19 protein-coding genes and 1 pseudogene are annotated in these 22,682 nt (G+C 71.6%); 14 read left to right on the forward strand and 6 right to left on the reverse strand.

The window, feature by feature from the left end; translation table 11 throughout:
* Window positions 1–79: 79 nt before the first annotated feature.
* The 3 genes from AB0I79_RS45650 (at window position 80) to AB0I79_RS45660 (ending at window position 3,772) form a co-directional block, all read left to right on the forward strand.
* Window positions 80–1,825, forward strand: a complete 1,746-nt coding sequence (locus AB0I79_RS45650) for an ABC transporter ATP-binding protein (protein WP_357887298.1) — start codon at window positions 80–82, stop codon at window positions 1,823–1,825.
* Window positions 1,826–1,865: 40 nt separating this feature from the next.
* Complete coding sequence (locus AB0I79_RS45655; RefSeq protein ID WP_357887301.1) at window positions 1,866–2,177, forward strand: MazG-like family protein; 312 nt, start codon at window positions 1,866–1,868, stop codon at window positions 2,175–2,177.
* A 125-nt stretch (window positions 2,178–2,302) separates the two neighbouring features.
* On the forward strand, window positions 2,303–3,772 hold the full coding sequence (locus AB0I79_RS45660; RefSeq protein WP_357887304.1) for an SDR family oxidoreductase: 1,470 nt from the start codon (window positions 2,303–2,305) through the stop codon (window positions 3,770–3,772).
* 302 nt (window positions 3,773–4,074) lie between these two features.
* On the opposite strand, the pseudogene AB0I79_RS45665 reads toward AB0I79_RS45660, so the two are convergent.
* Window positions 4,075–4,731: pseudogene (locus AB0I79_RS45665) on the reverse strand (LysR family transcriptional regulator); the annotation flags it as partial.
* A 77-nt stretch (window positions 4,732–4,808) separates the two neighbouring features.
* Window positions 4,809–5,795: a hypothetical protein gene (locus tag AB0I79_RS45670; RefSeq protein WP_357887307.1), complete on the reverse strand. Its 987-nt coding sequence runs from the start codon at window positions 5,793–5,795 to the stop codon at window positions 4,809–4,811.
* Between the two features lie 277 nt (window positions 5,796–6,072).
* Between AB0I79_RS45670 and AB0I79_RS45675 the strand changes: the two genes are divergently transcribed.
* From AB0I79_RS45675 to AB0I79_RS45685, 3 genes are all read left to right on the forward strand, one after another.
* Entirely contained in the window at window positions 6,073–6,957 is an 885-nt protein-coding gene (locus tag AB0I79_RS45675; RefSeq protein WP_357887310.1) for a Gfo/Idh/MocA family oxidoreductase, read from the forward strand.
* Window positions 6,958–7,101: 144 nt separating this feature from the next.
* The gene (locus tag AB0I79_RS45680) at window positions 7,102–8,112 is read left to right on the forward strand and encodes an NAD-dependent epimerase/dehydratase family protein (RefSeq protein ID WP_357887313.1); all 1,011 of its coding nucleotides are present in this window, start codon (window positions 7,102–7,104) and stop codon (window positions 8,110–8,112) included.
* Between the two features lie 66 nt (window positions 8,113–8,178).
* On the forward strand, window positions 8,179–9,249 hold the full coding sequence (locus tag AB0I79_RS45685) for a dihydrodipicolinate synthase family protein (RefSeq protein WP_357887316.1): 1,071 nt from the start codon (window positions 8,179–8,181) through the stop codon (window positions 9,247–9,249).
* 19 nt (window positions 9,250–9,268) lie between these two features.
* Here the strand turns inward: AB0I79_RS45685 and AB0I79_RS45690 are convergent, their stop codons facing one another.
* On the reverse strand, window positions 9,269–10,474 hold the full coding sequence (locus tag AB0I79_RS45690; RefSeq protein WP_357887319.1) for a hypothetical protein: 1,206 nt from the start codon (window positions 10,472–10,474) through the stop codon (window positions 9,269–9,271).
* A 47-nt stretch (window positions 10,475–10,521) separates the two neighbouring features.
* On the opposite strand from AB0I79_RS45690, the gene AB0I79_RS45695 reads away from it, so the two are divergent.
* The 5 genes from AB0I79_RS45695 (at window position 10,522) to AB0I79_RS45715 (ending at window position 15,751) form a co-directional block, all read left to right on the forward strand.
* Window positions 10,522–11,682, forward strand: a complete 1,161-nt coding sequence (locus AB0I79_RS45695) for a DegT/DnrJ/EryC1/StrS family aminotransferase (RefSeq protein ID WP_357887322.1) — start codon at window positions 10,522–10,524, stop codon at window positions 11,680–11,682.
* 86 nt (window positions 11,683–11,768) lie between these two features.
* Window positions 11,769–13,016: a sugar ABC transporter substrate-binding protein gene (locus tag AB0I79_RS45700; protein ID WP_357887325.1), complete on the forward strand. Its 1,248-nt coding sequence runs from the start codon at window positions 11,769–11,771 to the stop codon at window positions 13,014–13,016.
* Window positions 13,017–13,072: 56 nt separating this feature from the next.
* Entirely contained in the window at window positions 13,073–13,939 is an 867-nt protein-coding gene (locus AB0I79_RS45705) for a sugar ABC transporter permease (RefSeq protein WP_357887328.1), read from the forward strand.
* On the forward strand, window positions 13,936–14,799 hold the full coding sequence (locus AB0I79_RS45710) for a carbohydrate ABC transporter permease (protein WP_357887331.1): 864 nt from the start codon (window positions 13,936–13,938) through the stop codon (window positions 14,797–14,799). The genes AB0I79_RS45705 and AB0I79_RS45710 overlap by 4 nt, the downstream gene beginning before the upstream one ends.
* 58 nt (window positions 14,800–14,857) lie before the next feature.
* Window positions 14,858–15,751, forward strand: coding sequence for a dihydrodipicolinate synthase family protein (locus AB0I79_RS45715; protein ID WP_357887334.1), 894 nt, complete (start codon window positions 14,858–14,860; stop codon window positions 15,749–15,751).
* Between the two features lies 1 nt (window position 15,752).
* On the opposite strand, the gene AB0I79_RS45720 is transcribed toward AB0I79_RS45715, so the two are convergent.
* Genes AB0I79_RS45720 through AB0I79_RS45730 form a run of 3 tightly spaced genes read right to left on the reverse strand, consistent with a single transcriptional unit; the run spans window position 15,753 to window position 19,187 of the window.
* Window positions 15,753–17,693 carry a hypothetical protein gene (locus AB0I79_RS45720; RefSeq protein WP_357887337.1) on the reverse strand — a complete coding sequence of 647 codons (1,941 nt, stop codon included), beginning with the start codon at window positions 17,691–17,693 and terminating at the stop codon, window positions 15,753–15,755.
* A 43-nt stretch (window positions 17,694–17,736) separates the two neighbouring features.
* Window positions 17,737–18,465, reverse strand: coding sequence for an amidohydrolase family protein (locus tag AB0I79_RS45725; RefSeq protein ID WP_357887340.1), 729 nt, complete (start codon window positions 18,463–18,465; stop codon window positions 17,737–17,739).
* Complete coding sequence (locus AB0I79_RS45730; protein WP_357887343.1) at window positions 18,462–19,187, reverse strand: hypothetical protein; 726 nt, start codon at window positions 19,185–19,187, stop codon at window positions 18,462–18,464. Before AB0I79_RS45730 ends, AB0I79_RS45725 begins: the two co-directional genes overlap by 4 nt.
* 82 nt (window positions 19,188–19,269) lie before the next feature.
* Between AB0I79_RS45730 and AB0I79_RS45735 the strand changes: the two genes are divergently transcribed.
* Genes AB0I79_RS45735 through AB0I79_RS45745 form a run of 3 tightly spaced genes read left to right on the forward strand, consistent with a single transcriptional unit; the run spans window position 19,270 to window position 22,672 of the window.
* Window positions 19,270–21,264 carry a hypothetical protein gene (locus AB0I79_RS45735; RefSeq protein ID WP_357887346.1) on the forward strand — a complete coding sequence of 665 codons (1,995 nt, stop codon included), beginning with the start codon at window positions 19,270–19,272 and terminating at the stop codon, window positions 21,262–21,264.
* Window positions 21,264–21,932 (forward strand): amidohydrolase family protein, encoded by a 669-nt coding sequence (locus AB0I79_RS45740; protein ID WP_357887349.1) that lies wholly within the window; start codon window positions 21,264–21,266, stop codon window positions 21,930–21,932. Before AB0I79_RS45735 ends, AB0I79_RS45740 begins: the two co-directional genes overlap by 1 nt.
* Complete coding sequence (locus AB0I79_RS45745; protein WP_357887352.1) at window positions 21,929–22,672, forward strand: amidohydrolase family protein; 744 nt, start codon at window positions 21,929–21,931, stop codon at window positions 22,670–22,672. Before AB0I79_RS45740 ends, AB0I79_RS45745 begins: the two co-directional genes overlap by 4 nt.
* The last annotated feature ends 10 nt before the right edge of the window (window positions 22,673–22,682 follow it).

Raw genomic sequence — 22,682 nt, forward strand, 5'->3', positions numbered from 1 at the left:
GGCGCCCGAGAGACAACCCGAAGCACGCGGGGGTGCATTCGCGGCTCTTCGGCAGGCTCTGGCGGTCTACCCGGGCATCGTGCGCGGGCTGGGCGCGACCCTGGCGCTGGGTGTCGTGGCGGCGGCAGGCCGGGTGGTGGTTCCGTACGTGGTGCAGCAGACCATCGACACCGGGCTGCGGAGCGATTCCGGGCCACGGCTGGACTATGTGATGGAGATGGCCGGGCTCGCCGCGCTGGCGATCTGCCTGACCGGGGTCGCGGCCTGCCTGATGAACTTCCGCATGCTGAGCGCCGCGGAATCGGGGCTGGCGAACCTTCGCACCGCGGCCTTCCGCCGTACGCACGGCCTGCCCATGCTCAGCGAGGATTCTGAACGCCGCGGGGCGCAGGTGTCCCGGGTCACGACGGACGTCGACACCATGTCGGCGTTCCTTCAGACCGGCGGTCTCCTCCTGGTGCTCTCGATCAGCCAGATGACCGTGGCCACCGCGCTGATGCTCGTCTACTCCTGGCAGCTCACCCTTCTCGTCTGGTTGTGCTTCGCGCCGCTGTTCCTGTCGATGCCGGCGCTGCAGCGGCGCGCGGCCGGGGCCTACGGCGCGGTGCGCCGGCGCGTCGCCGAGCTGATGTCTGCGATCTTGGAATCGGTCAACGGCGTCGCCACGATCCGGATGTACGGAGCAGGCCGGCTCGCCCTGGCCAAGCTGGACGCCATCGTGCGGCGCCACCAGGAAGAGGCGACCCGGGCCCTCATGGTCAGTGCCACCAGCTTCGCCCCGGGCGTTCTCCTGTCGGGCCTGGTGGTGGTGCTCGTGGTCACCGTGGGCAGCTGGTGGGGGATGGACAACGGCATGACCGTGGGTGAGATCTTCGCCTTCGTCTTCCTCGTGCAGCTGTTCACGGTGCCGCTCCAGACCGGCACGGAGAGGCTGAACGAGCTGCAGAACGCCGTTTCCGGGTGGCGGCGGGTGGTCGCCGTCCTCGAGGCTCCCGCCTATGTCGACGACCCGGGGCCCCGGGGGAAGCCGCTGCCGCCCGGTCCTGTCGAAGTGAGGTTCGACAACGTCTCGTACGCCTATCCGGACAGCCCCACCGTGCTGTGGGACGTCAACCTGACGCTCCCGGCGGGGAGCAAGGTGGCGGTCGTGGGCGAGACCGGCTCAGGCAAGTCGACCATGGGGAAGCTGATGAGCCGGGTGATCGACCCGGCCGCCGGCCGGATCCTGCTGAACGACGTGGACCTGCGCGAGGTCGCCCTGGCGGACGTCCGCGAACGGGTCACCCTGGTGCCTCAGGACGGGTTCCTCTTCGACGACGCACTCGGCACGAACATCGCATGGGGACGTCCGCGGGTGACGACCGGAGACCTGTGGCGCGTCCTGGATGAGCTGGCACTCGGAGAGTGGGTCCGGGGACTTCCGCACGGTCTCGACACACCGGTCGGTCCCCGGGGGGAGAACCTCTCAGCCGGTGAACGACAACTGGTCTCCCTGGCCCGCGCCTACCTCTCCAACCCCGATCTGCTCGTGCTGGACGAGGCCACTTCCTCGGTCGACCCCGTGCTGGAGACGAGACTGCGGCAGGCGATGGATCACGTCGCACGGTCCAGGACGCTGATCGTCATCGCCCACCGCTTGTCGACCGCCGAGGCGGCCGAGCTCGTCGTGGTGGTGGACAACGGGCGAGTCGTCGATATCGGCAGGCACGCGGACCTGGTGGTCCGCTGCGGGGTCTATCAGCGCTTGCAGGCGAGCTGGAGGGTCCGGCAGGACAAGGCCGAGGCCACTTCGGAGGGAGGCGCGCGGACCACCCGCATGCAATGATCCGCATCTACCCTAGGCACTGTTGTGGAGGAAAACATCGGTGAACATCGAAGAGGCGCAGAAGCTCGTCTGGGAGAACAAGGTCGCCAAAGGCTTCGACAAGAGCGACGTGCCGACCGAGTTCTGTTACATACAAGGCGAGCTGGCGGAGGCATTCGAAGCATGGCGCACGAAGAGCGACAGCCTGTCCGAAGAGCTCGCTGACGTCCTGATCTACACCTTGGGCCTGGCGACCATGACGAACGTGGATCTGGCGGAGGCGGTGCGGCAGAAGATAGCCAAGAATGCCAAGAGGCGCTACATCACCGACCCGCGAACCGGCTCACATCTACGCGTCTATGACGGCGATTAGCCCGGCCCTTTCTCGCATGCCGGAGCTCCGGTCCGATGCCGGGTCTCCGTCGAGGAACTCGATGGCCCCGGCCGGCCGCACGCCGGCCAGGCATGACCCGCGCGGGAGCGGGAACGTCAAGAGCCATGCCATTGTGCCTGGTCACGGGGGCGACCGGCTACATCGGCGGGCGGCTGGTCCCCGAGCTGCTCTCCGCCGGCCACGACGTTCGCTGCATGGTGCGTTCGGCCGGGAAGTTGCGCGACCTGCCCTGGGCTGCGCGCACGGAGGTCGCCGAGGCCGACGCCACCGACCTGGAGCGGACGCGCCGGGCGCTGGCCGGGGTGGACGTCGCGTACTACCTGATCCACACGATGGGCGCGAGCGGCCGGTTCGCCGAGCGGGACCGTCTGGCGGCGCGCATGTTCGCGGCGGCGGCGGCCGAGGCGAGGGTACGGCGGATCGTCTATCTGGGCGGTCCCGCTGGGGATGAGCGGCTCTCGCCGCATCTGCGGTCGCGGGCCGAGGTGGGGGAGATCTTCCTGCGCGGAGCTGTGCCGGCGGTGGTGCTGCGCGCCGCGGTGATCATCGGGTCGGGGTCCGCCTCGTTCGAGATGCTGCGCCACCTGACCGAGCGGTTGCCGGTCATGACGACGCCGCGCTGGGTGCGCAGCCGTACCCAGCCCATCGCGGTGCGGGACGTGCTGCGCTACCTGGTCGCCTGGGCGCAGGTGCCGGGAACGGTGAACCGGGGGTTCGACATCGGCGGCCCGGATGTCCTGACCTACGCCGACATGATGCAGGGCTACGCCGCCGTGGCTGGGCTGCCGTCCCGAGTGATCATCCCGGTGCCGCTGCTCAGCCCCCGGCTGTCGAGTCTGTGGGTGGGGCTGGTCACGCCGGTCCCGGCGAGCATCGCGCGTCCGCTGGTGGAGTCGCTGCGCAACGAGGCGGTGTGCGGCGAGCACGACATCGCGCGCCACGTGCCCGACCCCGAGGGCGGGCTGGTCGGGTTCCGCCGGGCCGTGGCCCTGGCGCTCATGAAGATCAAGGAGGCCGACGTCGCCACCCGGTGGTCCTCGGCGTCCACACCGGGCGCGCCGAGCGATCCGCTGCCCACCGACCCCGACTGGGCGGGCGGCAGCCTCTTCGTGGACGACCGGCGCCTGGCCGTACCCGCGAGCCCGCAGGCGCTGTGGCAGGTCATCGAGAGCATCGGCGGCCGCAACGGCTGGTACTCCCTGCCGGTCGCCTGGCAGCTACGCGGGCTGGCCGACCGGCTCGTCGGCGGCGTGGGCCTGCGGCGCGGCCGGCGCGATCCGGCCCGGCTGCGGGTGGGCGACTCGATCGACTTCTGGCGGGTGGAGGAGGTGGTCCCGGGCGAGTTGCTGCGGCTGCGGGCCGAGATGCGGCTGCCCGGCCTGGCCTGGCTGGAGCTCGGTGTCACTCGCTCCGGCGGCCGTACGGTCTACACGCAGCGGGCGATCTTCCACCCGCATGGGCTGCTCGGCCACCTGTACTGGTGGGCGATCGCGCCCTTCCACGGCCTGATTTTCGGCCGGATGCCGGTGAACGTGGCCGCGGCGGCCCGGCGACGGGAACGCGACTCCTCCTGATGCCAGCACGGCCATGAGGCTCGCCTGGCACGCCACGGGCACATGCGTCCGCGAGTTCCGCGCAGAGCCGGACGCATGACGACAAGGCCCACCGGTGGCGGTCGGCGGGCTGCAGGACCCGGGCGGGGTCTCGGTCCCCGCGGCGACCCGTGCATCGCGACCGCCAAGGCGTCGCCCACCACTGTCAGCACCGGGGAACCACTTGCTGTCAGCCTGCTGATCAAAGTGATCCGGGTGCTCGTCAGCCGCCGGTCGTCGACGGCGACAGCGGCGAGCAGACCCGCGTCCAGTTCGGGGCGGACGCGGTGTTCGGCGGCGGCTCGCTCGACCTCCTGGCGGATGCCGAAGGCCTTGTCCGGGAGCGCGAGCCGTACGCCGAGGAGATCGGTCAGGTCGCATCGCGGCCGGGCCGACAGCGGATGATCGGGGGCGACCATGACGAACAGCGGCGAGGGCCGGGTCACCAGCTCCGTCACATCAGAGCGGGGAACCGGGCCGAAGACCAGGCCCAGATCGGCCCGGTTCTCGGCGACGAGGGCCGCCACGTCGTTGGACCCGGCCGCCAGGACGTTGACCACGATGTCCGGATGGGTGGCGGCGACCTCGGCCAGCGCCTGCGGGATGAAGCTGCTGAGCGGCGCCTCGACCGTCGCCACGGTGACCTGGCCACTGGTCTTGTGACGGCCCGAGCCCAGCTTCGCGTGCAGCCGTTCGGCCGTCGTCAGTTGCTCGTCGGCGAACCCGAGCAGCAGCTCCCCTGCGGAGGTGAGCGCCATGCCCTTGGGCCCGCGGCTGAACAGCTCGGCACCGAGATGTTCCTCCAGCAGGCGCAACTGCCGGCTGATGGCGCTCTCTCTGGGCGGGTTCGTCGCCACCCATGCGCTCGCCTGGATGAAGGAGCTGACCGGCAACGCGGCGAGCGGCTTCATCGCCGCGATCGTTCTCCTGGCCATCAGCATAGTGATCGCATCCGTCGCCGGTCAGGCCGTCCCTGACGAAACCGCGAACGGCCTGACCGGCATCCGAGCGTCCGGCGTCAGCTGCAGCTCCACCGAGCCCAGTAGGTGTTCTGGTAGTCGTCCGTGACCCACAGCGCGTGGACGATGTTGTTGTCGCCGAGATAGATGTCGCCCGGCCAGGCGAGCGGATCCGGATACGGGAAGATCACCGGCGCCCCGGAGGCTCCCCAGAACCCCGAATCATAACCGGTGGTGCTCGTTCGCTTGACCAGGCCGACGGTGTCACCGACCGTGTTCGCCGCCACCGGACGCGCGTCCGGGCGAGTGTGCAGCACCGAGCCGTCGCTGTTCCACACGATGGAGACCTCGCCACCCGCAGCGGCCGTGCCGTATCCCACCGGCCGGCCGCTGTTGTCGCTCTCCGTGATGGAGAAGCTGCTGACTCCGGCCGGCGTCTGCAGGTCATGCAGGGTGCCGTCCGGGTACAACATCTTCTTCGACGTGAGCAGGATGCGGCCGTCCTTGTCGATGCTCACCGGCCGGCCCTGCCCGACGACGCGGTACGTCGAGTAGTTGGTCCCCGGCCACACCACCACGGAGTTCCCGGAGCTGAGGCTGGCCAGGCCGACGACGTCCCCCTTGTCGTTGATCGCGATCTCCTCTGTGTAGCTGGAGCCGGACACCTTGGCCAGTCGCACCTTGGATCCCGAGCCCGGCCGCCAGACGTACGGCTCTGACGGTCCTCCCCACGGGGTGAGGCTGCCGATCACCGTGCCGCTGCTGTTGACGTCCTGCGGGGTGTCCCGCTTGTTGCCGTCCATGGTCGGCCAGTTCGCCACTGTCTGGCCGTTTCGCCATAAGAAGCGGCCGTTGTTTTCGCTGGCGCCTACGGCGTACTCACCGCTGGCGCTCGCGCCCACGATCGAGGCGTAGTCGTCGCCGTTCTGGTCCGGGAGGTTGCCCAGGTAGGTGCAGGCCGTCGCGGCGGACGCGGTGTTCGCCGGCACCAAGAGCCCGGCGGCGGCCAACGCGCTGACCAGTATTGTGCGCACGTGCTTACGCATGGAACTCCTCACGGGTCGATTCCCGGCTCCAGGACGAGCGGCCGGATCGTGCGCAGCCTCCCAGCCGTCCATCAAGGGGACCTCGAATCGGTATGGGGAAGTTCCGATCAAGGAAGGCCGAGGGCAACGCCGGACGGCCTGCGACCACCGGACACGTCCGCCGAGAACCCGGGTGGTGGTGAGGCTCCTCGCTGAAGCGATGAGCGGGGCGGGGCGATGACAAGCCAGGGGATGGCTACGCTTTCCGCAGCCGTTACCGGACATGGAAGGTCGAACCGTGCGCATCGCACTCGCTGGGCTCGCCACCAGCCACCCCTACACCGACGCCCGCACCCTGTCCCGCCATGCCGAACTCGTGGTGTGGGAGCAGGATCCAGAGCGGCTCGGCCGGTTCACCGCCGAGCACCCGCAGGCCAAGGTGGCGGGCAGCCTGGCGGAGGTGCTGGCGGGCCGGCTCGACGGGGTGGTGCTGACCGTGCCCAACCCGCAGGTCCCGCAGGCGCTGGCCGAGGTGCTGGAGACCGGGCTGCCCTGCTTCGTGAACAAGCCCGCCGCCGCCAGCCGGGCGCAGCTGGAGCAGCTCGACCGGTTGCCGATCCACGACCGCGTGCTGTCCAGTTCGGTGCTGCGGTTCGCGCCCGCGTTCGCGGGGGCCCGGATCGATCGTGACCGGGTGCTGGCGGTGCGGGCCACCGTGCGGCACGACGTGGGCATGTGGGCGACCGGCTACAACGCCTGGCAGGACACGCCGGGGGAGGGCGGCGGCACGATGGTCACCATGGGCATCCACGGGGTGGAGCTGCTGGTGGCGCTGCTCGGGCCCGAGGTACGGCTGGTGGGCGCGGCGGGGGCGAGGCGGCACTACGCGACGCTCCGCTCGGAGGACACCGGGGTGATGGCGCTGCGCTGGGACGACGGCATCACCGGCACCGTCGAAGTCCTCGGCGTGTCAGAGTCGGAGTCCTACAGCGTCACGCTGCACACGCGCGACGGCAGCGAGACGATCGTGATCGAGGGCGGGGACGACGTGGTCCGCGGTCTCGGGTACGAGGGGACGATCGAGGCGTTCCTCGCGATGGTGGGCGGCGCGCCGAGTCCCGTGCCGTGGGCGGAGACCAGGGCCGTTCTCGACGTGCTGGTCCGCGCGCGCGAGGACTTCTGAACGACTGAGGGTCTGACGCCTGGGCGCGTGCTCCTGGACGAGCGGCGTCCGGCGTTCACCCATGCCCCGGCCGCCCCTCCCGTTGACAGCCGGAGCTTCGCCAAGTTACGGTCTGGACCGTAAATCATGGACGGAGGAGACCGCGTGCGGACGACAGCGGAACTCGAGGAGCGGCTCGCGCGGCCGAGCCCCGGGCTCGTCGACGATCTGGGCAAGCTCGACGGCGACATCATGATCCTGGGCGCCGGCGGCAAGCTCGGCCCGAGCCTCGTACGCCTGGCCCTGAGGGCCACCGGCGGAGACAGGCGGATCATCGCGGTGTCCCGCTTCTCCGAGCCGGGCCTGGCCCGGGCGCTCCAGGACGAGGGCGCCACGGTGGTCACGGCCGACGTAGCCGACGAGCGGGCCCTGCACGAGCTGCCGGACGCGCCGAACGTGGTGTTCCTGGTCGGAGCCAAGTTCGGCACGAGCAGCGGCCAGGAGCACGCCGCCTGGTTCACCAACACCTACCTGCCGGGCCGCGTCGCCGACCGGTTCGCGGGGAGCAGGATCGCCGCGCTGTCCACCGGGAACGTCTATCCCCTCGTCCCCGTCACCGGCGGCGGCAGCACCGAGAGCTCGCCCACCGGGCCCGTCGGCGACTACGCGATGAGCTGCCTGGGCAGGGAGCGCGTGCTGACGCACTTCGCCGGGAAGAACCGCACCCCCACGGCGCTGCTGCGCCTCAACTACGCGGTCGAGCTGCGCTACGGCGTGCTGGTCGACCTCGCCCAGAAGGTGCTCGCCGGGGAGCCCGTCGACCTGACCACGGGCCAGGTGAACGTGGTCTGGCAGGGCTACGCCAACGAGGTGACGCTGCGGTCGCTGCTGCACGCCGGCGTGCCGCCGTTCGTGCTCAACGTCACCGGCCCCGAGCTGATCTCGGTGCGGCAGGCGGCGTCGGCGCTCGGCGAGGCGCTGGGCAAGGAGCCGGTGTTCACCGGCGAGGAGGCGCCGATGGCGCTGCTGTCGAACGCCTCCCGCTGCCACCGCCTGTTCGGCTACCCCGAGCTGACCCCCGCCGAGCTGATCGAGCACACGGCGCGCTGGGTCGCCGACGGCGGGCCGCTGCTGGGCAAGCCCACCAAGTTCGAACGCCGCGACGGGCGTTTCTGACGCACGTGCCCGCCGCGTACCAGGCAGGCGGGCGTGCTCATCTCACACGGCGAAGGGGGACCTCACGTGCTCGGCACGGCTTCAGAGGCGCAGGCTCCACAGGCACAGGAGTCCGTACGCGACCTGTTCAGGCGCGGCCTGGTGATCCCGGCGCATCCGCTGGCCCTGACCGCGGACAGGAGGCTGGACGAGCGCCGCCAGCGCGCCCTGACGCGCTACTACGTCGAGGCCGGCGCGGGCGGGCTGGCGGTGGGCGTGCACACCACGCAGTTCGCCATCCACGGCACCGGCCTGCTCGCGCCCGTGCTCGAACTGGCCGCAGGAACGGCGAAGGAGTTCGAGCGCGAGGTGGTGCTGGTCGCCGGCGTGACCGGGCCCACCGACCAGGCGGTGGCCGAGGCGGAGCTGGCCCGGTCGCTCGGCTACCACATGGTGTTGCTGAGCCCGTACCGGGAGTTCGACGAGGACGGGCTGATCGAGCGGGCCAGGGCCGTGGGCGAGGTGCTGCCCGTGATCGGCTTCTACCTGCAGCCCGCGGTCGGCGGGCGGCCCCTGTCGCGCGACTTCTGGACGCGGCTGGCGGGCATCGAGTCCGTCGTGGGCGTCAAGGTCGCGCCCTTCGACCGGTACCGCACCCTCGACGTGCTGCACGGCGTCGTGCGGGCGGGCCGGGCGGGGGAGGTGGCGCTCTACACGGGCAACGACGACCACATCCTCGCCGACCTCATCACCTCCCACCGGGTGGTCGTGGACGGGCGGCAGGTGGACGTCGAGTTCGTGGGCGGCCTGCTCGGGCAGTGGGCGGTCTGGGTCCGGCGGGCGGTGGAGCTGCTGGAGGAGGCCACGCGGGCGCGTTCGGGCGACGACGCCGCCGTACGCCGGCTGCTCGGCCTGGACGGTCACCTCACCGACGCCAACGCGGCCATCTTCGACTCGGCGAACGGCTTCCACGGCTGCATCCCGGGCATCCACGAGGTGCTGCGCCGCCAGGGGCTGCTGGCGGGCCGCTGGTGCCTGGACCCGGAGGAGGACCTGTCGCCGGGGCAGCTCGCCGAGATCGACCGCGTCTGGGCCGCCTACCCGTGGCTGCGCGACGACGACTTCGTCGCCCAGGGGCTGGACCGATGGCTGGCCTGAGCGACGGGTCCGGCGGAGGCTACAGGGTCAGGCGGTAGAGAGTGAGCGGACGGCCGCTGGATCCGCTGGTCAGGTTGCCGGTGCGTTCGGCCAGCCCGGCCAGCTCCAGCCGGTGCAGCATGCGCCGGGCGGTGCGCTGCTGGACGGCGAGCCGCTCGGCGATCTCGCGGGTGGTCAGCGCCTCGCCGCCGGCCGCGTCGCGGGCCTCCAGCAGCTTCTCCAGCGTCGGCACCGACAGCCCCACGCGGCGCGCGAGCAGCGGCAGGTTCTGCCCGCCGGCGGGCGCGCTGATCACCGACTCCAGCACGATGTCGGTGTCGGCGCGCAGGGACAGCACGGCGGCCACGTTCCCGATCCGCCTGGCCCTGGCCAGGGCGCGGCGGGACAGGCTCTCGGCCTCGGCGGCGCTGCGCCCGAGGCCGAAACCCACCCGCGCCACGCTGCTGTGATTGGCCAGCCGCGCCAGCATGGGCAGCCCCGTGAAGCCGCCCGTGGCCTCGTAGAGCGGCCCGCGGGTGGTCACCAGCAGGTGCTTGCCCCCGCGGAACCCGGCCAGCGTGCCGGCCAGCGCGCCGGCCTCGCGCAGCAGGCCCTCGTCGCTGTCCACCTCCACCAGGCCGAGCGCGATCTGCGCGTCCTCCTGAGCCTGCCCCTCTGCGGTGAGCAGCAGCTGGCGCAGCGCCGTGCGCACGGAGTGCTCGGACGGCGCCAGCCGCAGCACCTGCATCTCATCGCGCAACGCCTCGTGCACGGAGCTGAGGCAGGTGATGACGGGGTGGTCGGGGGAGCGGCGGTGGAAGGCGATGATCTTCTTGGACGTCGTCTCCGGGCGGTAGCCGAGCGTGCGCAGCTCGCCGGTGGGCAGCCCGGCCTCGTCGAACGTGGCGGTGACGTCGGCGGGCGAGATGGTGTCGATGGACAGCCGGGTGATGTCCTGACCCTCGTGCTGGAGCCGTACCAGGGCGCTCAGCAGCGTCGCGCCCGAGTAGTCGACGAACACGGCGGGCCGGGTGAGCACGTCGGCGCCGCGCGCCAGCATGTACGGCACGATGCCGGTGAACAGCCAGCCCTCGACCGAGCTCGCGTGCGCCTCGACGATGGCGGGCGCCTGCGACTCGTGGTCGTAGTCGAGCCGCAGCGCGCTCACCCCGGGTTGCTCCTCGCAGGTGGCCGCGACGTCGTCGACCAGATCGTGCGGGCCGACGACTCCGATGACGAAACCCACCCGCGTCTCCTTCCCCTTACTTACGGTCTAGACCGAAAGGCTATCCGGTGACCCTGCACTTTCCCAACATGGCCGAGCCCGCGGGCCGCACCCTCGGCGACGAGGAGGTGGCCGCGCTGGACCGCGTCATCCGCTCCGGCATGCTCAACTCCGTGTGGGGGACCGAGGCGCGGGCGCTCGAACGCGAGGTGGCGGAGCTGTACGGCTCCCGCCACGCGATCGCGTGCGCGTCCGGCACCGCGGCCCTCCACCTGTCGGTCGTGGCGGCGGCGCCGGACCCCGGTGACGAGATCATCACGACGCCGATCACGGACTTCGGGACCGTGGCCCCCATCTTGGCGCAGAACGCGGTTCCTGTCTTCGCCGACGTGGACCCGTCCGACGGAAACCTCGATCCGGACGCCGTGGCCGCGCTCATCGGGCCGCGCACGCGCGCCATCATGGCGGTGCACCTGTTCGGCGCGCCCGCCAGGGCCGGCGAGCTGCGCCGGCTGGCCGACCGGCACGGCCTCACGCTCATCGAGGACTGCGCGCAGGCGTGGCTGACCGAGTTGCCCGGCGGCCGGTACGCGGGCACGGCCGGTCACGTCGGCACCCTGAGCCTGCAGCAGTGGAAGCACATCACGTGCGGTGACGGCGGGCTGGCCGTCACCGACGACGACGAGCTGGCCAGGCGCATGCGGCTGTTCGCGGACAAGGGGTGGGACCGGGCGGCGGGGCGTTCGCACGAGAGCCTGGGCCTGAACTACCGGATGACCGAGCTGCAGGCGGCGGTGGCCCGCGCCCAGCTCGCGAAGCTGCCCGGGGTCGTCGAGTCCAGGCGCCGCACCGCCGGCCTGCTCGTCGACGCCCTGCGCGAGATCGGCGGAGATCTCGGGCTGCCGCGGCCGGACGGGCACGCGTGGTGGCTGTTCCCGCTCTTCCTGCCCCGCGGCGACGCCCCCGAGCTGGCCGAGCACCTGAACGCGGCCGGAATTCCGGCACGGGCCGGTTACCTGAAGGAACCCCTCAACCGGGCTCCCCTCTGGGACGGGCCCGTCTACGGCTCCTCCCGCTACCCCCTGGAGGGCTACCGCCCCGCCCCCTGCCCGGAGGCCGAACGGCTGGTCGCCACCACCCTGCTCGTCGTCGACTGGAACGAGCACTACACGTCGGAGCACGTCAAGGCCGTCGCCGAGGCGATCGCGAGCTACCCCGGCCGGTCGTAGTCACGTTCATGTCTCAGGCATTGACCGGACCATCCCCGGTCACTAGGTTTCGGTCAGGACCGGTATTCAGGAAAGGAACGCCGCCGATGAGAAACATAGCGGCAGCAGGCATCGCGGTCGCCCTCAGCGTCGTGATCGGCGGGTGCGGTTCCGGTGGCTCGGGCTCGGACAAGAGCGCGGTGACTCTCTGGATGTACCCCGTCATCTCGGACCAGGCCAAGAACAAGGCCTTCTGGGACAAGGTCGAGAAGGACTTCGAGGCCAAGAACCCGGCGATCGACGTCACGATCGACCAGCAGCCCTGGGACGGCCGCCAGGAGAAGATCACCACGGCGCTGGCCTCCAGGAAGGGTTTCGACCTGGTCGTGCTCGGCCCGGACCAGATCCCCCAGTACGCCGAGCAGGGCACCCTGGAGCCCGTGGACGACGTGATCGCGGCCGACAAGAGCGGCTACCTGCCCAACGCCCTCACCGCGCTGACCGTGAACGGCAAGCTCTACGGCGTGCCCGTCTACCAGACGATCACCGCCCCCATCTACAACAAGAAGCTCTTCGCCGACGCGGGAGTCTCCAAGGTGCCCGAGACGCTGGCCGAGCTGAAGGAGGCCGCACCCAAGCTGGCCGCCAAGAAGGTCGCGGTGCTCGACTACCCCGGCAAGCCGGAGGTCTCGCTCAACCAGAGCTTCTACCCGATCCTGTGGGCCAACGGCGGCTCGGTGTTCTCCCCCGACGGCAAGAGCGTGACCGTCAACAGCCAGGAGGGCATCGCCAGCCTGCAGCTCCTGCTCGACCTCAAGGCGCTCGGCGGTCTGCCGGAGAACGCCGCCAGCAAGGGCAACGACATCGAGGGCGGCGCGCTGGCCGCCGGCAGGAGCGCGATGTACCACGCCGCCACGGCGCTCAACGCCGACCAGCTCGGCGCCGCCATCGGCGCGGAGAACGTCGGCATCGGCCTGCCGCTGGAAGGCACCAAGCGGGTCGCGTTCGGCATCCCCGGCGGCCTGGTCCTGGCCAAGCACTCCGAGAACAAGGACGCGGCCAGGAAGCTCGCCGCCTACATCGCCTCACCCGAGGTCGCCGGCCCGCTGGCCAAGGAGTCCGGCTTCTTCTCCGCGCGTACGGACGTGACGATCCCCGACCAGTCGGCCACGTCCAAGGAGTTCGCCAAGTCGCTGCAGTACGCCTTCCCCGGCGACACCCACCCCAAGGCCCGCCAGGTCATGGCGATGGTCGCGGCCCACGTCCAGGCGGCGCTGATCGGCAAGGAGGACGCCAAGACGGCCCTCGACGCCGCCGCCAAGGAGGGCAACGACCTGCTGGCCAGCGGTGGCTGACACGATCCCGGGCCGCTTCGGGGGCGGCCCGCCTGCTCGGAAGGGTGTGAGGTCCGGTGCGTGATCGCCTGCGCGACCCGATCACGGGGCTGCTGTTCGTGCTCCCGATGCTCGTGCTGTTCCTGATCTTCAGGATCTTCCCCACGCTCGGGGCGGCGGGCATGAGCCTGACGAACTGGAACATCGGCGGCGAGTGGAGCTTCGTCGGCGTCGACAACTACACCCGGCTCGTGAACGACCCGAACTTCTGGTCCAGCCTGCAGGCCACGCTGGTCTACACCGTCATCTACGTGCCGCTCGTCATGGCCGTCTCGCTGGCCACCGCCCTGCTGCTCAACTCGATCGTCTTCCTGCGCGGGCTGTTCCGCGGCATCCTCTTCCTGCCGTACGTGACCAGCTTCGTGTTCGCCGGCCTCATCTGGCGCTGGATCTACGAGTTCGACGGCCTGATCAACGGGCTGCTCGCCAAGCTGGACCTGGGGCCCGTCGGCTTCATGGAGCGGGCGGAGCTGGTGCTGCCCGCCCTGGCCGTCGTCTCCTGCTGGAAGGGCTTCGGCTACTCGATGCTGATCCTGCTGGCGGGGCTGAAGGCCATCCCCGGCTCCTACCTGGAGGCGGCCAAGGTCGACGGGGCCGGCCCGTGGCAGCGCTTCCGCGGCATCACCCTGCCCCTGCTGAAGCCGGCGATCTTCTTCGTGCTGGTGATCGAGACCATCTCCTCGTTCCAGGTCTTCGACACGATCTACGTGATGACCGGCGGCGGGCCCGCCAAGGCCAGCTACACCCTCATCTACGGCATCTTCGAACGCGGCTTCAGGTTCTGGGAGTTCGGCTACGCGGCCACCTGGGGGATGGTGCTGTTCGCCATCGTGCTGGTCGTCTCGCTGATCCAGCGCCGGTTCATCGGCAAGGAGAACACATGACGATGACGGCCACGCGCCCCGCCGCCGTCCGCGACCGGCAGGCCACCAGGCCTCGCCGCCACGGCCGGCGGTGGCCGCTCTACACGCTGCTCGCGGTCATGTCGCTGCTGACGCTCGGCCCGTTCGCCGCCATGGTCGTCGTGGCGCTGTCGCCCCGCGGTGAGCCGACCGTGCCGGCGCAGTGGCCCGGCTCGCTCACCCTCGACAACGTCATGCAGGTCCTGAGGGCGTCGGGGTTCGCCGAGTGGACGCTCAACTCGCTGATCTACTCGGGCGTCTCCGTGGTGATCATCCTGCTCACCGCGTCGATGGCCGGCTACGCGTTCGCCAAGAAACGCTTCCCCGGGCGCGACACCATGTTGTGGACGTTCCTGGCCACCATGATGGTGCCGTTCCAGGCCACGCTCATCCCGCTGTACGTGCTCGTCTCCGACCTCGACGGCGCCGACACCTTCTGGGGCCTGATCGTGCCGACGCTGGCCAACTCCCAGGCGGTCTTCCTGATGCGCCAGTTCATCCTGGGGCTGCCCGACGAGCTGTTCGACGCCGCCAAGGTCGACGGGGCCTCCGAGCTGCGCGTCTACTGGACGATCGTGGTGCCGCTGACCAAGCCGATCCTGGCCACCCTCGGCGTGTTCGTCTTCCTGTGGCACTGGAACGACTTCCTGTGGCCCCTGGTGATCTCGCAGAGCGACGCCACACGGACGCTGACGGTCGGGCTCACCGTGCTGAAGACGGAGGAGATGCAGTGGTCGCTGCTGATGTCCTCCGCGGCCGTGTCGGCGGTGCCGTGCCTGGTCGTCTTCTTCCTGCTGCAGCGCTACCTGGTCAACAGCATCGCGATGACGGGCCTGAAGTGACCGGCTGATCGGGACGGCCTACGCTTGTCGCCCGGAACGTCCGGTGAGGGGAGCGAGGATGAGCACGCCGATCGACGCACGGGCCGCCGGGCTGCGCGACCGCCTGCGCGGGAGCCTGGCCGCCGCCGCGCTGACGCCGATGACCAGGGCCGGAGAGGTGGATCTCGACGTCGCGGAGACGTACTTCCGGCGGCTGGCCGCCTCGGGCGCCGACGCCCTGGCCGTCCTCGCGCACACCGGGCGCGGGCCGTTCCTGCCCGCGCGGGTCCGGGCCGGCGTGATCGCCCGCGCCCGCCGCGCGGGCGTCCCCGTCATCGTCGGCATCGGTGGCACGCGGGACGGCGGCGAGGCCGGCGCGGTCGCGGACGCCCGGATGGCGGCCGAACTGGGGGCCGACGGGGTGCTGGTGTTCCCCGAGCCGGGGGACCGGGTGGCGCTGCACGAGGCCGTGTGGTCGGCCGCCGGGCTGCCGATGATCGCCTTCGACCTCTACACGAACCCGTGCCCGCCCGCCACGCTGCGCCGGATCCTGAGCCTGCCCGGTGTCGCCGGCCTGAAGACGGCGCTGCTGTCGGACGCGATGGCGTGCCAGGAGACGATCGCCCTGACCCGCGAGGCCGGCAGGCTGGCGATCACGGGGGAGGACCGCATGTTCGCCGCCTCGCTGCTGTGGGGCGCGCAGGCGGCGCTCGTGGGCATCGCGGCCGCGTCGGTGGGGACGACGGCGGCGGTGCTGCGCGCGTACGAGGGCGAGGACCTGCGCGCTTTCGAGAAGGCCGCCGCGCGCCTGGACCGGCTGGCGGCGGCCACGTTCACCGCTCCCATGGAGGGCTACGTCCAGCGCATGTCCTGGCTCGCCGCCGCGGAGGGGCTCATCCCCGAGGACCGCGCCCACGACCCGTACGGTCCCGCGCTTCCTGACGGCGAGCGTGCCAAGGTGCTGGCCTGGTAGCTCAGAGGGCCACCCGGATCAGGTTGCGCCCCTTGAGCGCGTAGAGCGCCTTGCGGGACGGGTCGATGTTGAGCCGGGAGCCGCCGCCGAACCAGTCGCTCGCCAGCCCCTCCACCAGCTTGCGCGAGGTGAGCCTGACCAGGTCGATCTCGTAGATCGCGTCCTCGTCGCCGGTGTAGGCGTGCCTGCCGGCGAGCACCAGGTCGCCGCCCCGGTCGCACACCTTCAGGGTGCGCGTGACCTTGCGCCGGAGCGGGTCGTACTCGAACAGCACGCCCGCGTCGGTGATCCCGTACAGGGCGAGCGCGCCGTGCTTGAGGCTGGTGACGGCCTTCGCGCCGGCCACCGGCTCGACCTCCCACCTCACCTCGCGAGTACGCAGGTCGAAGGCCGCCAGCCGGGCCGTGGACGTCACCGGCGGCGATCCGAGGCCCTCCTGCGTGCTGGTGCCCAGGTAGACGGTGCCCAGCCGGGCGGCCAGCGAGAACACCGTCTGGCGTTCGACGACCGGGCGGTAGGTGTCCACCCGGCCGGTCCTCGGGTCGTAGACGTCGAGCGCGCCGTTCTGGTGCCCCGGCTCCGGCTGGGTGGACATCACGATCAGGCCGGTCAGCCTGTCGTGGACGAGGTCCTTCGGCCGGTCCTGGTTGTGGCCGGTGCGCAGGAGCAGCTTGGCCTCCGGATCGCCCGCGCGGTGGGAGTAGAGGGCGGCCTGGGTGTAGACCCCGAGGTAGGTGGTCGTCCCCGCCGTCATGATGGTCTTCGGCTCGCCGGGGATGGGCAGCCGGGTGACCTGGCCCGTGGCCAGGTCGTGCAGGTCGCAGCCGCCCTTGCCGCCCACGTAGACCCGCTCGCCGTCGCAGTGCACGGACATGGGCTCCTCGGGGGCCGCCCGGAACCCCTTCTGCACGTGGCTGACGTAGGCCAGGTCGCCGGTGGCGGGGTCGTAGACGAAGATGCCCGGCTCCTGGACGCCGTAGACGCGGCCGCCGTGCTCCAGGATGCGGACGGTCTGCGCCTCCGGGAACGGCACGCCGAGCACCTCGTACGCGCCGGTCGCGATCTCGTAGCGATAGAAGGTCCCGGAGGGGCGGCCGGCGAAGTAGACCCAGCCGTCGTGGATCAGCACCGAGACGACGTACTTCTCCCCCGGGGCGGTGGCCTTGACCACCTTGTAGGCGGCCGGGTCCGCCTTGTCCACCACGAGCAGCTCCGCCAGCGAGTTCATGCCGCCCGCCACGTGCGTGTCGCTGATCGCCATGCTCGACACCCAGTCGCGGTCGGCCACCTCGGCCGGCAGCAGTTCGCGCTTGTCGCCGGTCCGCCGGTCGATCGCGATCAGGTGGGCGTTGGCGCCGACGCCGGCGTAGACGTGGGTGTCGTCGGCCTGGATGCTGCGGACGTACGCCTCGCCGGGAGCGGGCTGGCCCAGGTCGCGGGTGGCGCCGGTGGCGGGGTCGTACTCCAGCACGCGGCCGGGTTGCGACGTGCCCAGGTACACCTTGCCGTCGGGGGAGGCGGCCATGGTCCAGATGTAGGGGTCGGGGTACTGGGCCAGCAGGGTCGTCCTGCCGGTGAGCGTGTCGATCTTGTAGAGGTCGGAGCGGCTGTGGGTGCCGACGTAGACGTCGGTGCCCACCTTGCACATCGCCCAGATGCCCACGCCGGTGGGGATGTCGAAGTGCGCCGTGACCCGGTCCTGGGCCAGGTCCCAGGCGCCCACCACGTTCGGCGCCAGGCCGCGCGAGCCGAGGTAGAGTACGTCGCCGACGAACTCGGCGTTGCCCAGGGGGCTGGCCACGCTGGCCGGGCCCAGGTCGGTGATCGTGCCCTTCGGCTCACGGGTGGCGGCCTGCGCGGGAGCGGCAGGGAGGGTGACGGCGGCCGCGGAGGCGGCTGCGGAGGCGGCTGCGGCTTGGAGGAAACGGCGGCGGGGGATCATTCGCTGGTCACTCCTTGTGAGGGTGGCCGCACGGTATAACGGACTAGGCCGTAATGTCCAGATCGAAGAGCCGTGCGGCGTTCCGCCACGCGACCAGCTCGGCCGTCTCCGCGTCCAGGCCCGCCGCCGCCACCGCGCCGAACGCCGAGGCCGGGTCGATGAGGGTCGAGTCGGTGCCGAAGAGCAGCCGCGTGCGGTCCACCGCCGCCGCCACCTGCGCGATGCGGCCGGCGGGGGCGTGCGAGTAGCACGGTTCGAGGTAGAGGCGGTCGCAGGCGCCGGCCGCCTCGATGGCGTGGGCGTGGCCGTCGGCGCCCATGTGCCCGGCGATGACCCGCAGGCCGGGCGTGTCCAGGCAGGCCTGCGCCAGGTCCAGCACCGTGGCGCCCCACGTGTGCACGAGCGCGGGCACGCCCGCCTCCGCGACCATGGCCAGCGCCTCACGCGTCTGGGGCGAGGAGACGGGGGAGCGGGTGTAGTCGGTGTGGATCTTGACCCCGACGAACCTGCCGGTGGGCAGGTACGCCCGCAGGTCCCGCTCGGCGTCCGCCTGCCTGCGGGGATTGACGGTGACGTAGCCGAGGTGGCGGTCCTGGCCCTCCAGCCAGGAGGCCAGGGCCCGGTTGCCGGCGGGGGCGTCGTAGATCACCGCCTCGGTGGCCGAGACGATCGACAGGTCGATGCCGAACCGGTCCATGGCGCTCAGATTGGCGCCGGCCACGTCCATGGTGAAGAACCACGGGCCCCAGTGCGCGTGCACGTCGATGATCATCCGAGCAGCCTCCTCGCGTTGCCGCCCGCCACGGCGGCGATCTCCTCCGGCTTCAGCCCGCTGGTCGCCAGGCGCAGCAGGGGGACGACCGGCTCGTAGTGGGGGGTGCGGGAGCCGTACAGGAGCCGGTCGGCCGGTACGGTCTCCAGCGCGTCGGGCGAGTTCAGCAGGCGGGTCGAGGTGTGGAAGCCCGGCTCGTCGGCCGCCACGACGAGGAAGTCGCCCAGGTGGTAGAAGTGCGTGTCGAGAAAGACCACCGTGGCGTCCAGGCCGGAGAACGGCTGCCAGAAGCGCCGTACGTCACCGCCGGTCAGCACCACGAGCCCGAGCTCCGCGGACTTCCTGGCCACGTGGCGGACCGAGGGGAAGCCCGCCTCCACCCCCTGCTCGTCGGGGAAGAGCCTGACGGCCCTGACACCCAGCCCGGCCAGCCGGTCGAGCTCCCGTACGGCGCCGATGGGGTCGCGCAGGTCCACGGTCCCGACCGGGACCGCCGGCGGCTCCAGCGCCAGGACCTCGTCGTTCCCGCTGCGCACGTCGAACAGGGCGGCACGCAAGGACGCGACCGCGCCCGCCCGGATGCGGTGCGCGGCCAGCGTGCCCAGCACCGCCCGGGGCGTGCCCGGCGGGCCGTCGCGGTCGGGATAGGCGCCGACCAGGACATCCACATCCAAGCTCACCTCGAGGTCACCGATCAGCCTGCTCGCGTCGAACGCCGTCACAACCGCCTCCATTGACTTATTCAGCTCCGCACATTACGGTCTGGGCCAAAATTGGGCAACATGCTCTCGTGGAGGTGCGGCCATGCCGCGGAAACCCCTCGCAGTCCTCGCGGCCCTGGCCGCGGGCCTGTTACTGCCGGTGCTCCCGGCCCGGGCGGCCACACCGCCGAAGGCGCCTGCGTGCGCCGGGCCGCGGGTGGAGACGTTCGGGCCGGCGTCGATGACCGGCGCCATCGTGGGCGCCACGGTCCACGAGGGCAAGGCCTACGTCGTCACGCGCGGCCAGAAGCCGCCCGTACTGGCCGAGATCGACCTGAGCAGCCGCAAGGTCGTCAGGAGCGTGCGCCTGCCCGACGGCCCCGCCACCGGGGAGCCGGAAGGCGGCTGGGCCACCACCGTGGCGGGCGGCAAGATCTACGTCGGCACCTACCCCGTCCCCGACCTCTACCGCTTCGACCCGGCCACCGGCGAGGTCGCGCACCTGGCCTCCTTCGGCAGGAACGGCGGCTACATCTGGGCGCTGACCGCCGCCCCCGACGGCACCGTCTTCGCCGGCACCTACCCCGACGGCCGGGTCAAGCAGTACGTCCCCGCCACCGGCGCCGTGCGCGACTTCGGCGTGCTGGCCCCCGGCGAGCGGTACGTCAGGGCGCTCGCCGCCGACGCCGAGAACGTCTACGCGGGCCTGCTCGACAAGGGCAAGCTCGTCGCGATCAACCGCGCGAGCGGCGCCGTCACCGAGCTGGCCCAGGGCACGACGGGCATCGGAGTGGTCGCCGAGCACGGCGACCGGATCCTCGCGACGAGCGGCCAGACCCTCATCGACGTGCGCAAGGACGGCACCGACGCCCGGCGCGTCCCGCTCGGCGGGAACAGCTTCGACGCCCTGGTCGTGGCCGCCGACGGCACCGTCTACGCCACCTCGCGCCCCGACGGCGCCGTCCACCGCTACCGCACCGGCGACAGCGCGCCCACCAGGATCGCCGACGCGCCGTCGCCGGACGACGAGACCAGGCGGCTCGCGCTGACCGGCGACGGCACGCTGGTCGGCTTCTCCGGCAGCGGCGGCATGTGGTCGCTGGACCTGAGCTCGGGGCAGTCGCAGTTCACCGACCTGATCGAGGCGGGCCTGCCGGCCGGCGCCGAACGGCCCCAGAGCATGCTGCTGGTGCCCGGCCGAGCCGTCTACGTGGGCGGTCACTTCTTCATGGACGTGCGCGACCTGCGTACCGGCGAGCAGCGCCGCTTCCGCGTCCCCGGAGAGCCCAAGGACCTCGTGCGCCGCGGCAACAAGATCTACGCCGCCATCTACCCCAGCGGAAAGATCATCTCCATCGACCTGCGCACCGACGAGGTCCGCAGCCTCGGCTCCCTGGGGCACGGCCAGCAGCGCCCCTGGGACCTCGAGTACGACCCGGTGCGCGACAAGCTGCTGGTCGCCTCCGCCCCGCTCGGCGCCGAGCTGGAGGGCGCCCTGTCGATCGTGGACCCCGACACCGGCCGGATCGACGTCCACAAGGGCGTCATCCCCGGCCAGAGCCTGATGAGCCTGTCGCTGGACGCCCGCAAGGGCGTCGTGTACCTGGGCGGCGACGTGCTCGGCGGCGGCGGCACCCCGCCGGTGCACACCTCGGCGTCCGTCGCGGCCTTCGACCTGCGCACCCGCACGGTGCTGTGGCAGGTGGACCCGGTCGCGGGCCACCGCACCTTCCAGGACGTCAAGGTGCACGACGGGCTCCTCTACGGCGTCTACAAGCGCAACTCCGGCGCCTGGATCGCCCTCGACCTGGCCACCAGGACCGTCAAGCACCAGGGCACCCTGTCCGGGTACGGCGAGCTGACCACGCAACGCGGCCGGGTGTTCGTCAGCACGTTCTTCGGCGGCGGGAACGTCTACGAGCTCGGAGCCGAGGCCACGCACCTGGCCACCGGCCTGGGAGACGACTGGTACACCAACCCGCAGCTCCACTTCGAACCCGGCTCCTGGAAGGCGTGGGCCATGAGCGGCCGGCACCTGGCCAGGATCGACCTCGATCCGCGCTGCCCGCTGCTCACCGTCACCCCGCCGCAGACCTGATGCCGCCCCTCGTCGTGGACGCCCACCGGCTGATCGGCCCCGTACCCTTCGACGACCTGCCGCAGGACCCGCGGCCGGACATGGAACGGCTGGGCATCGACCGCGCCTACGTGACCCACACCCTCAGCGTCTACTCCGACGCCCGCGCCGGGAACGAGGCGCTGCTCGCTCTCGACGACCCCCGGCTCGTCCCGGTGCCGGTGCTGCTGCCCGACCCGTTCGAGCCCGCGCCCGACTGGGACGTGCCCATGGTCAGGCTCTGCCCGGCCCGGCACCGCTTCGAACTGACCGGGCCGACCGCCCTGTGCCGGCTCGCGGAGCTCGACGTCACGGCGGCCATCGACCTCGACGAGACCTCCCCCGGGCAGCTCCTCACCCTCGCGCGGGAGCTGCCCGGGCAGCGCATCCTGCTGCTCAACCCCGGCTACCGGCGGCTGCGCGCCATCGGCGAGCTCATGGCGGCCATCCCGAACCTGTGGCTGGAGATCGGCACCGTCAACACCCAGCGCGGGGTCGAATGGCTCGCCGGGCACTTCGGGGCCGGACGGCTGGTGTTCGGCACCGGCGCCCCCATCATGGACGACTGCGGCCCCCGCTTCCTGCTCGACCACCTCGACCTGCCGGAGGCCGACATCGCCCTGATCGCGTCGGGAGGCGGCCTGCTGTGATCCTCGACGCGCACGGGCACCTCGGCCCGTGGCCCGACTTCCTCATCCCCGACCCGTCGGCCGGCGGCATGGTCGCCCTCATGGACCGCCTCGGCATCGACGCCATCGGCATCAGCCACCTGCTCGCCGTCGGCCCCAGCGCCGAGGAGGGCAACCGGCTCGCCTTCGCCGCCGCCGAGCGGCACCCCGGCAGGTTCGGGGTGTGGCAGGTGTACAACCCGCACCAGCGCAACCGGCTCGTCGAGAAAGGCGTCTGGGGGGTCAAGATCCACCCGGACGTGCACCAGTGCGCCCTCGACGACCGCCGCTACGACCCCGTCTGGGAGCTGGGCCTGCCCGTGCTCGCCCACGGCCAGACGGACTCGCCCTGGAGCGATCCGGAGCGGTTCGTCACCGTGGCGCGCCGGCACCCCGGGGTTCCGCTGCTGCTCGGGCACGCGGGACTCTGGCCGTACGGCTTCGCCCGCGCCGCCGAGCTCGTCCGCGACCATCCGAGCCTGTACCTGGAGATCTGCGGGTCCAAGATGACCGGGCGATGGATCGCCCGGCTGGCGGAGGCGGTCGGCGCCGATCGTGTCGTCTACGGCTCCGACGCCTGCTTCCTCGACCTGCGGATCGGCTTCGGCCGCGTCGCCCTGGCCCCGCTCGACGACGCCGACCGTGCGCTCGTCCAGGGCGGCAACCTCGCCCGCATCCTGGGCGCGGCCCGTTCCGCACCGCTGGAAGGACCTTGCCCATGACGCTCGCCAC

This window comes from Nonomuraea sp. NPDC050202 (assembly GCF_040656115.1).
In the GTDB taxonomy this organism is placed as follows: domain Bacteria; phylum Actinomycetota; class Actinomycetes; order Streptosporangiales; family Streptosporangiaceae; genus Nonomuraea.

Excerpts from the sequence above, each read along its gene's own strand:
- AB0I79_RS45710 (WP_357887331.1), top strand. The coding sequence starts at position 13,936 with ATGACGATGACGGCCACGCGCCCCGCCGCCGTCCGCGACCGGCAGGCC.
- AB0I79_RS45700 (WP_357887325.1), top strand. The coding sequence starts at position 11,769 with ATGAGAAACATAGCGGCAGCAGGCATCGCGGTCGCCCTCAGCGTCGTG.
- AB0I79_RS45735 (WP_357887346.1), top strand. The coding sequence starts at position 19,270 with ATGCCGCGGAAACCCCTCGCAGTCCTCGCGGCCCTGGCCGCGGGCCTG.
- AB0I79_RS45660 (WP_357887304.1), top strand. The coding sequence starts at position 2,303 with ATGCCATTGTGCCTGGTCACGGGGGCGACCGGCTACATCGGCGGGCGG.
- AB0I79_RS45715 (WP_357887334.1), top strand. The coding sequence starts at position 14,858 with ATGAGCACGCCGATCGACGCACGGGCCGCCGGGCTGCGCGACCGCCTG.
- AB0I79_RS45740 (WP_357887349.1), top strand. The coding sequence starts at position 21,264 with ATGCCGCCCCTCGTCGTGGACGCCCACCGGCTGATCGGCCCCGTACCC.
- AB0I79_RS45720 (WP_357887337.1), bottom strand. The coding sequence starts at position 17,693 with ATGATCCCCCGCCGCCGTTTCCTCCAAGCCGCAGCCGCCTCCGCAGCC.
- AB0I79_RS45725 (WP_357887340.1), bottom strand. The coding sequence starts at position 18,465 with ATGATCATCGACGTGCACGCGCACTGGGGCCCGTGGTTCTTCACCATG.
- AB0I79_RS45670 (WP_357887307.1), bottom strand. The coding sequence starts at position 5,795 with ATGCGTAAGCACGTGCGCACAATACTGGTCAGCGCGTTGGCCGCCGCC.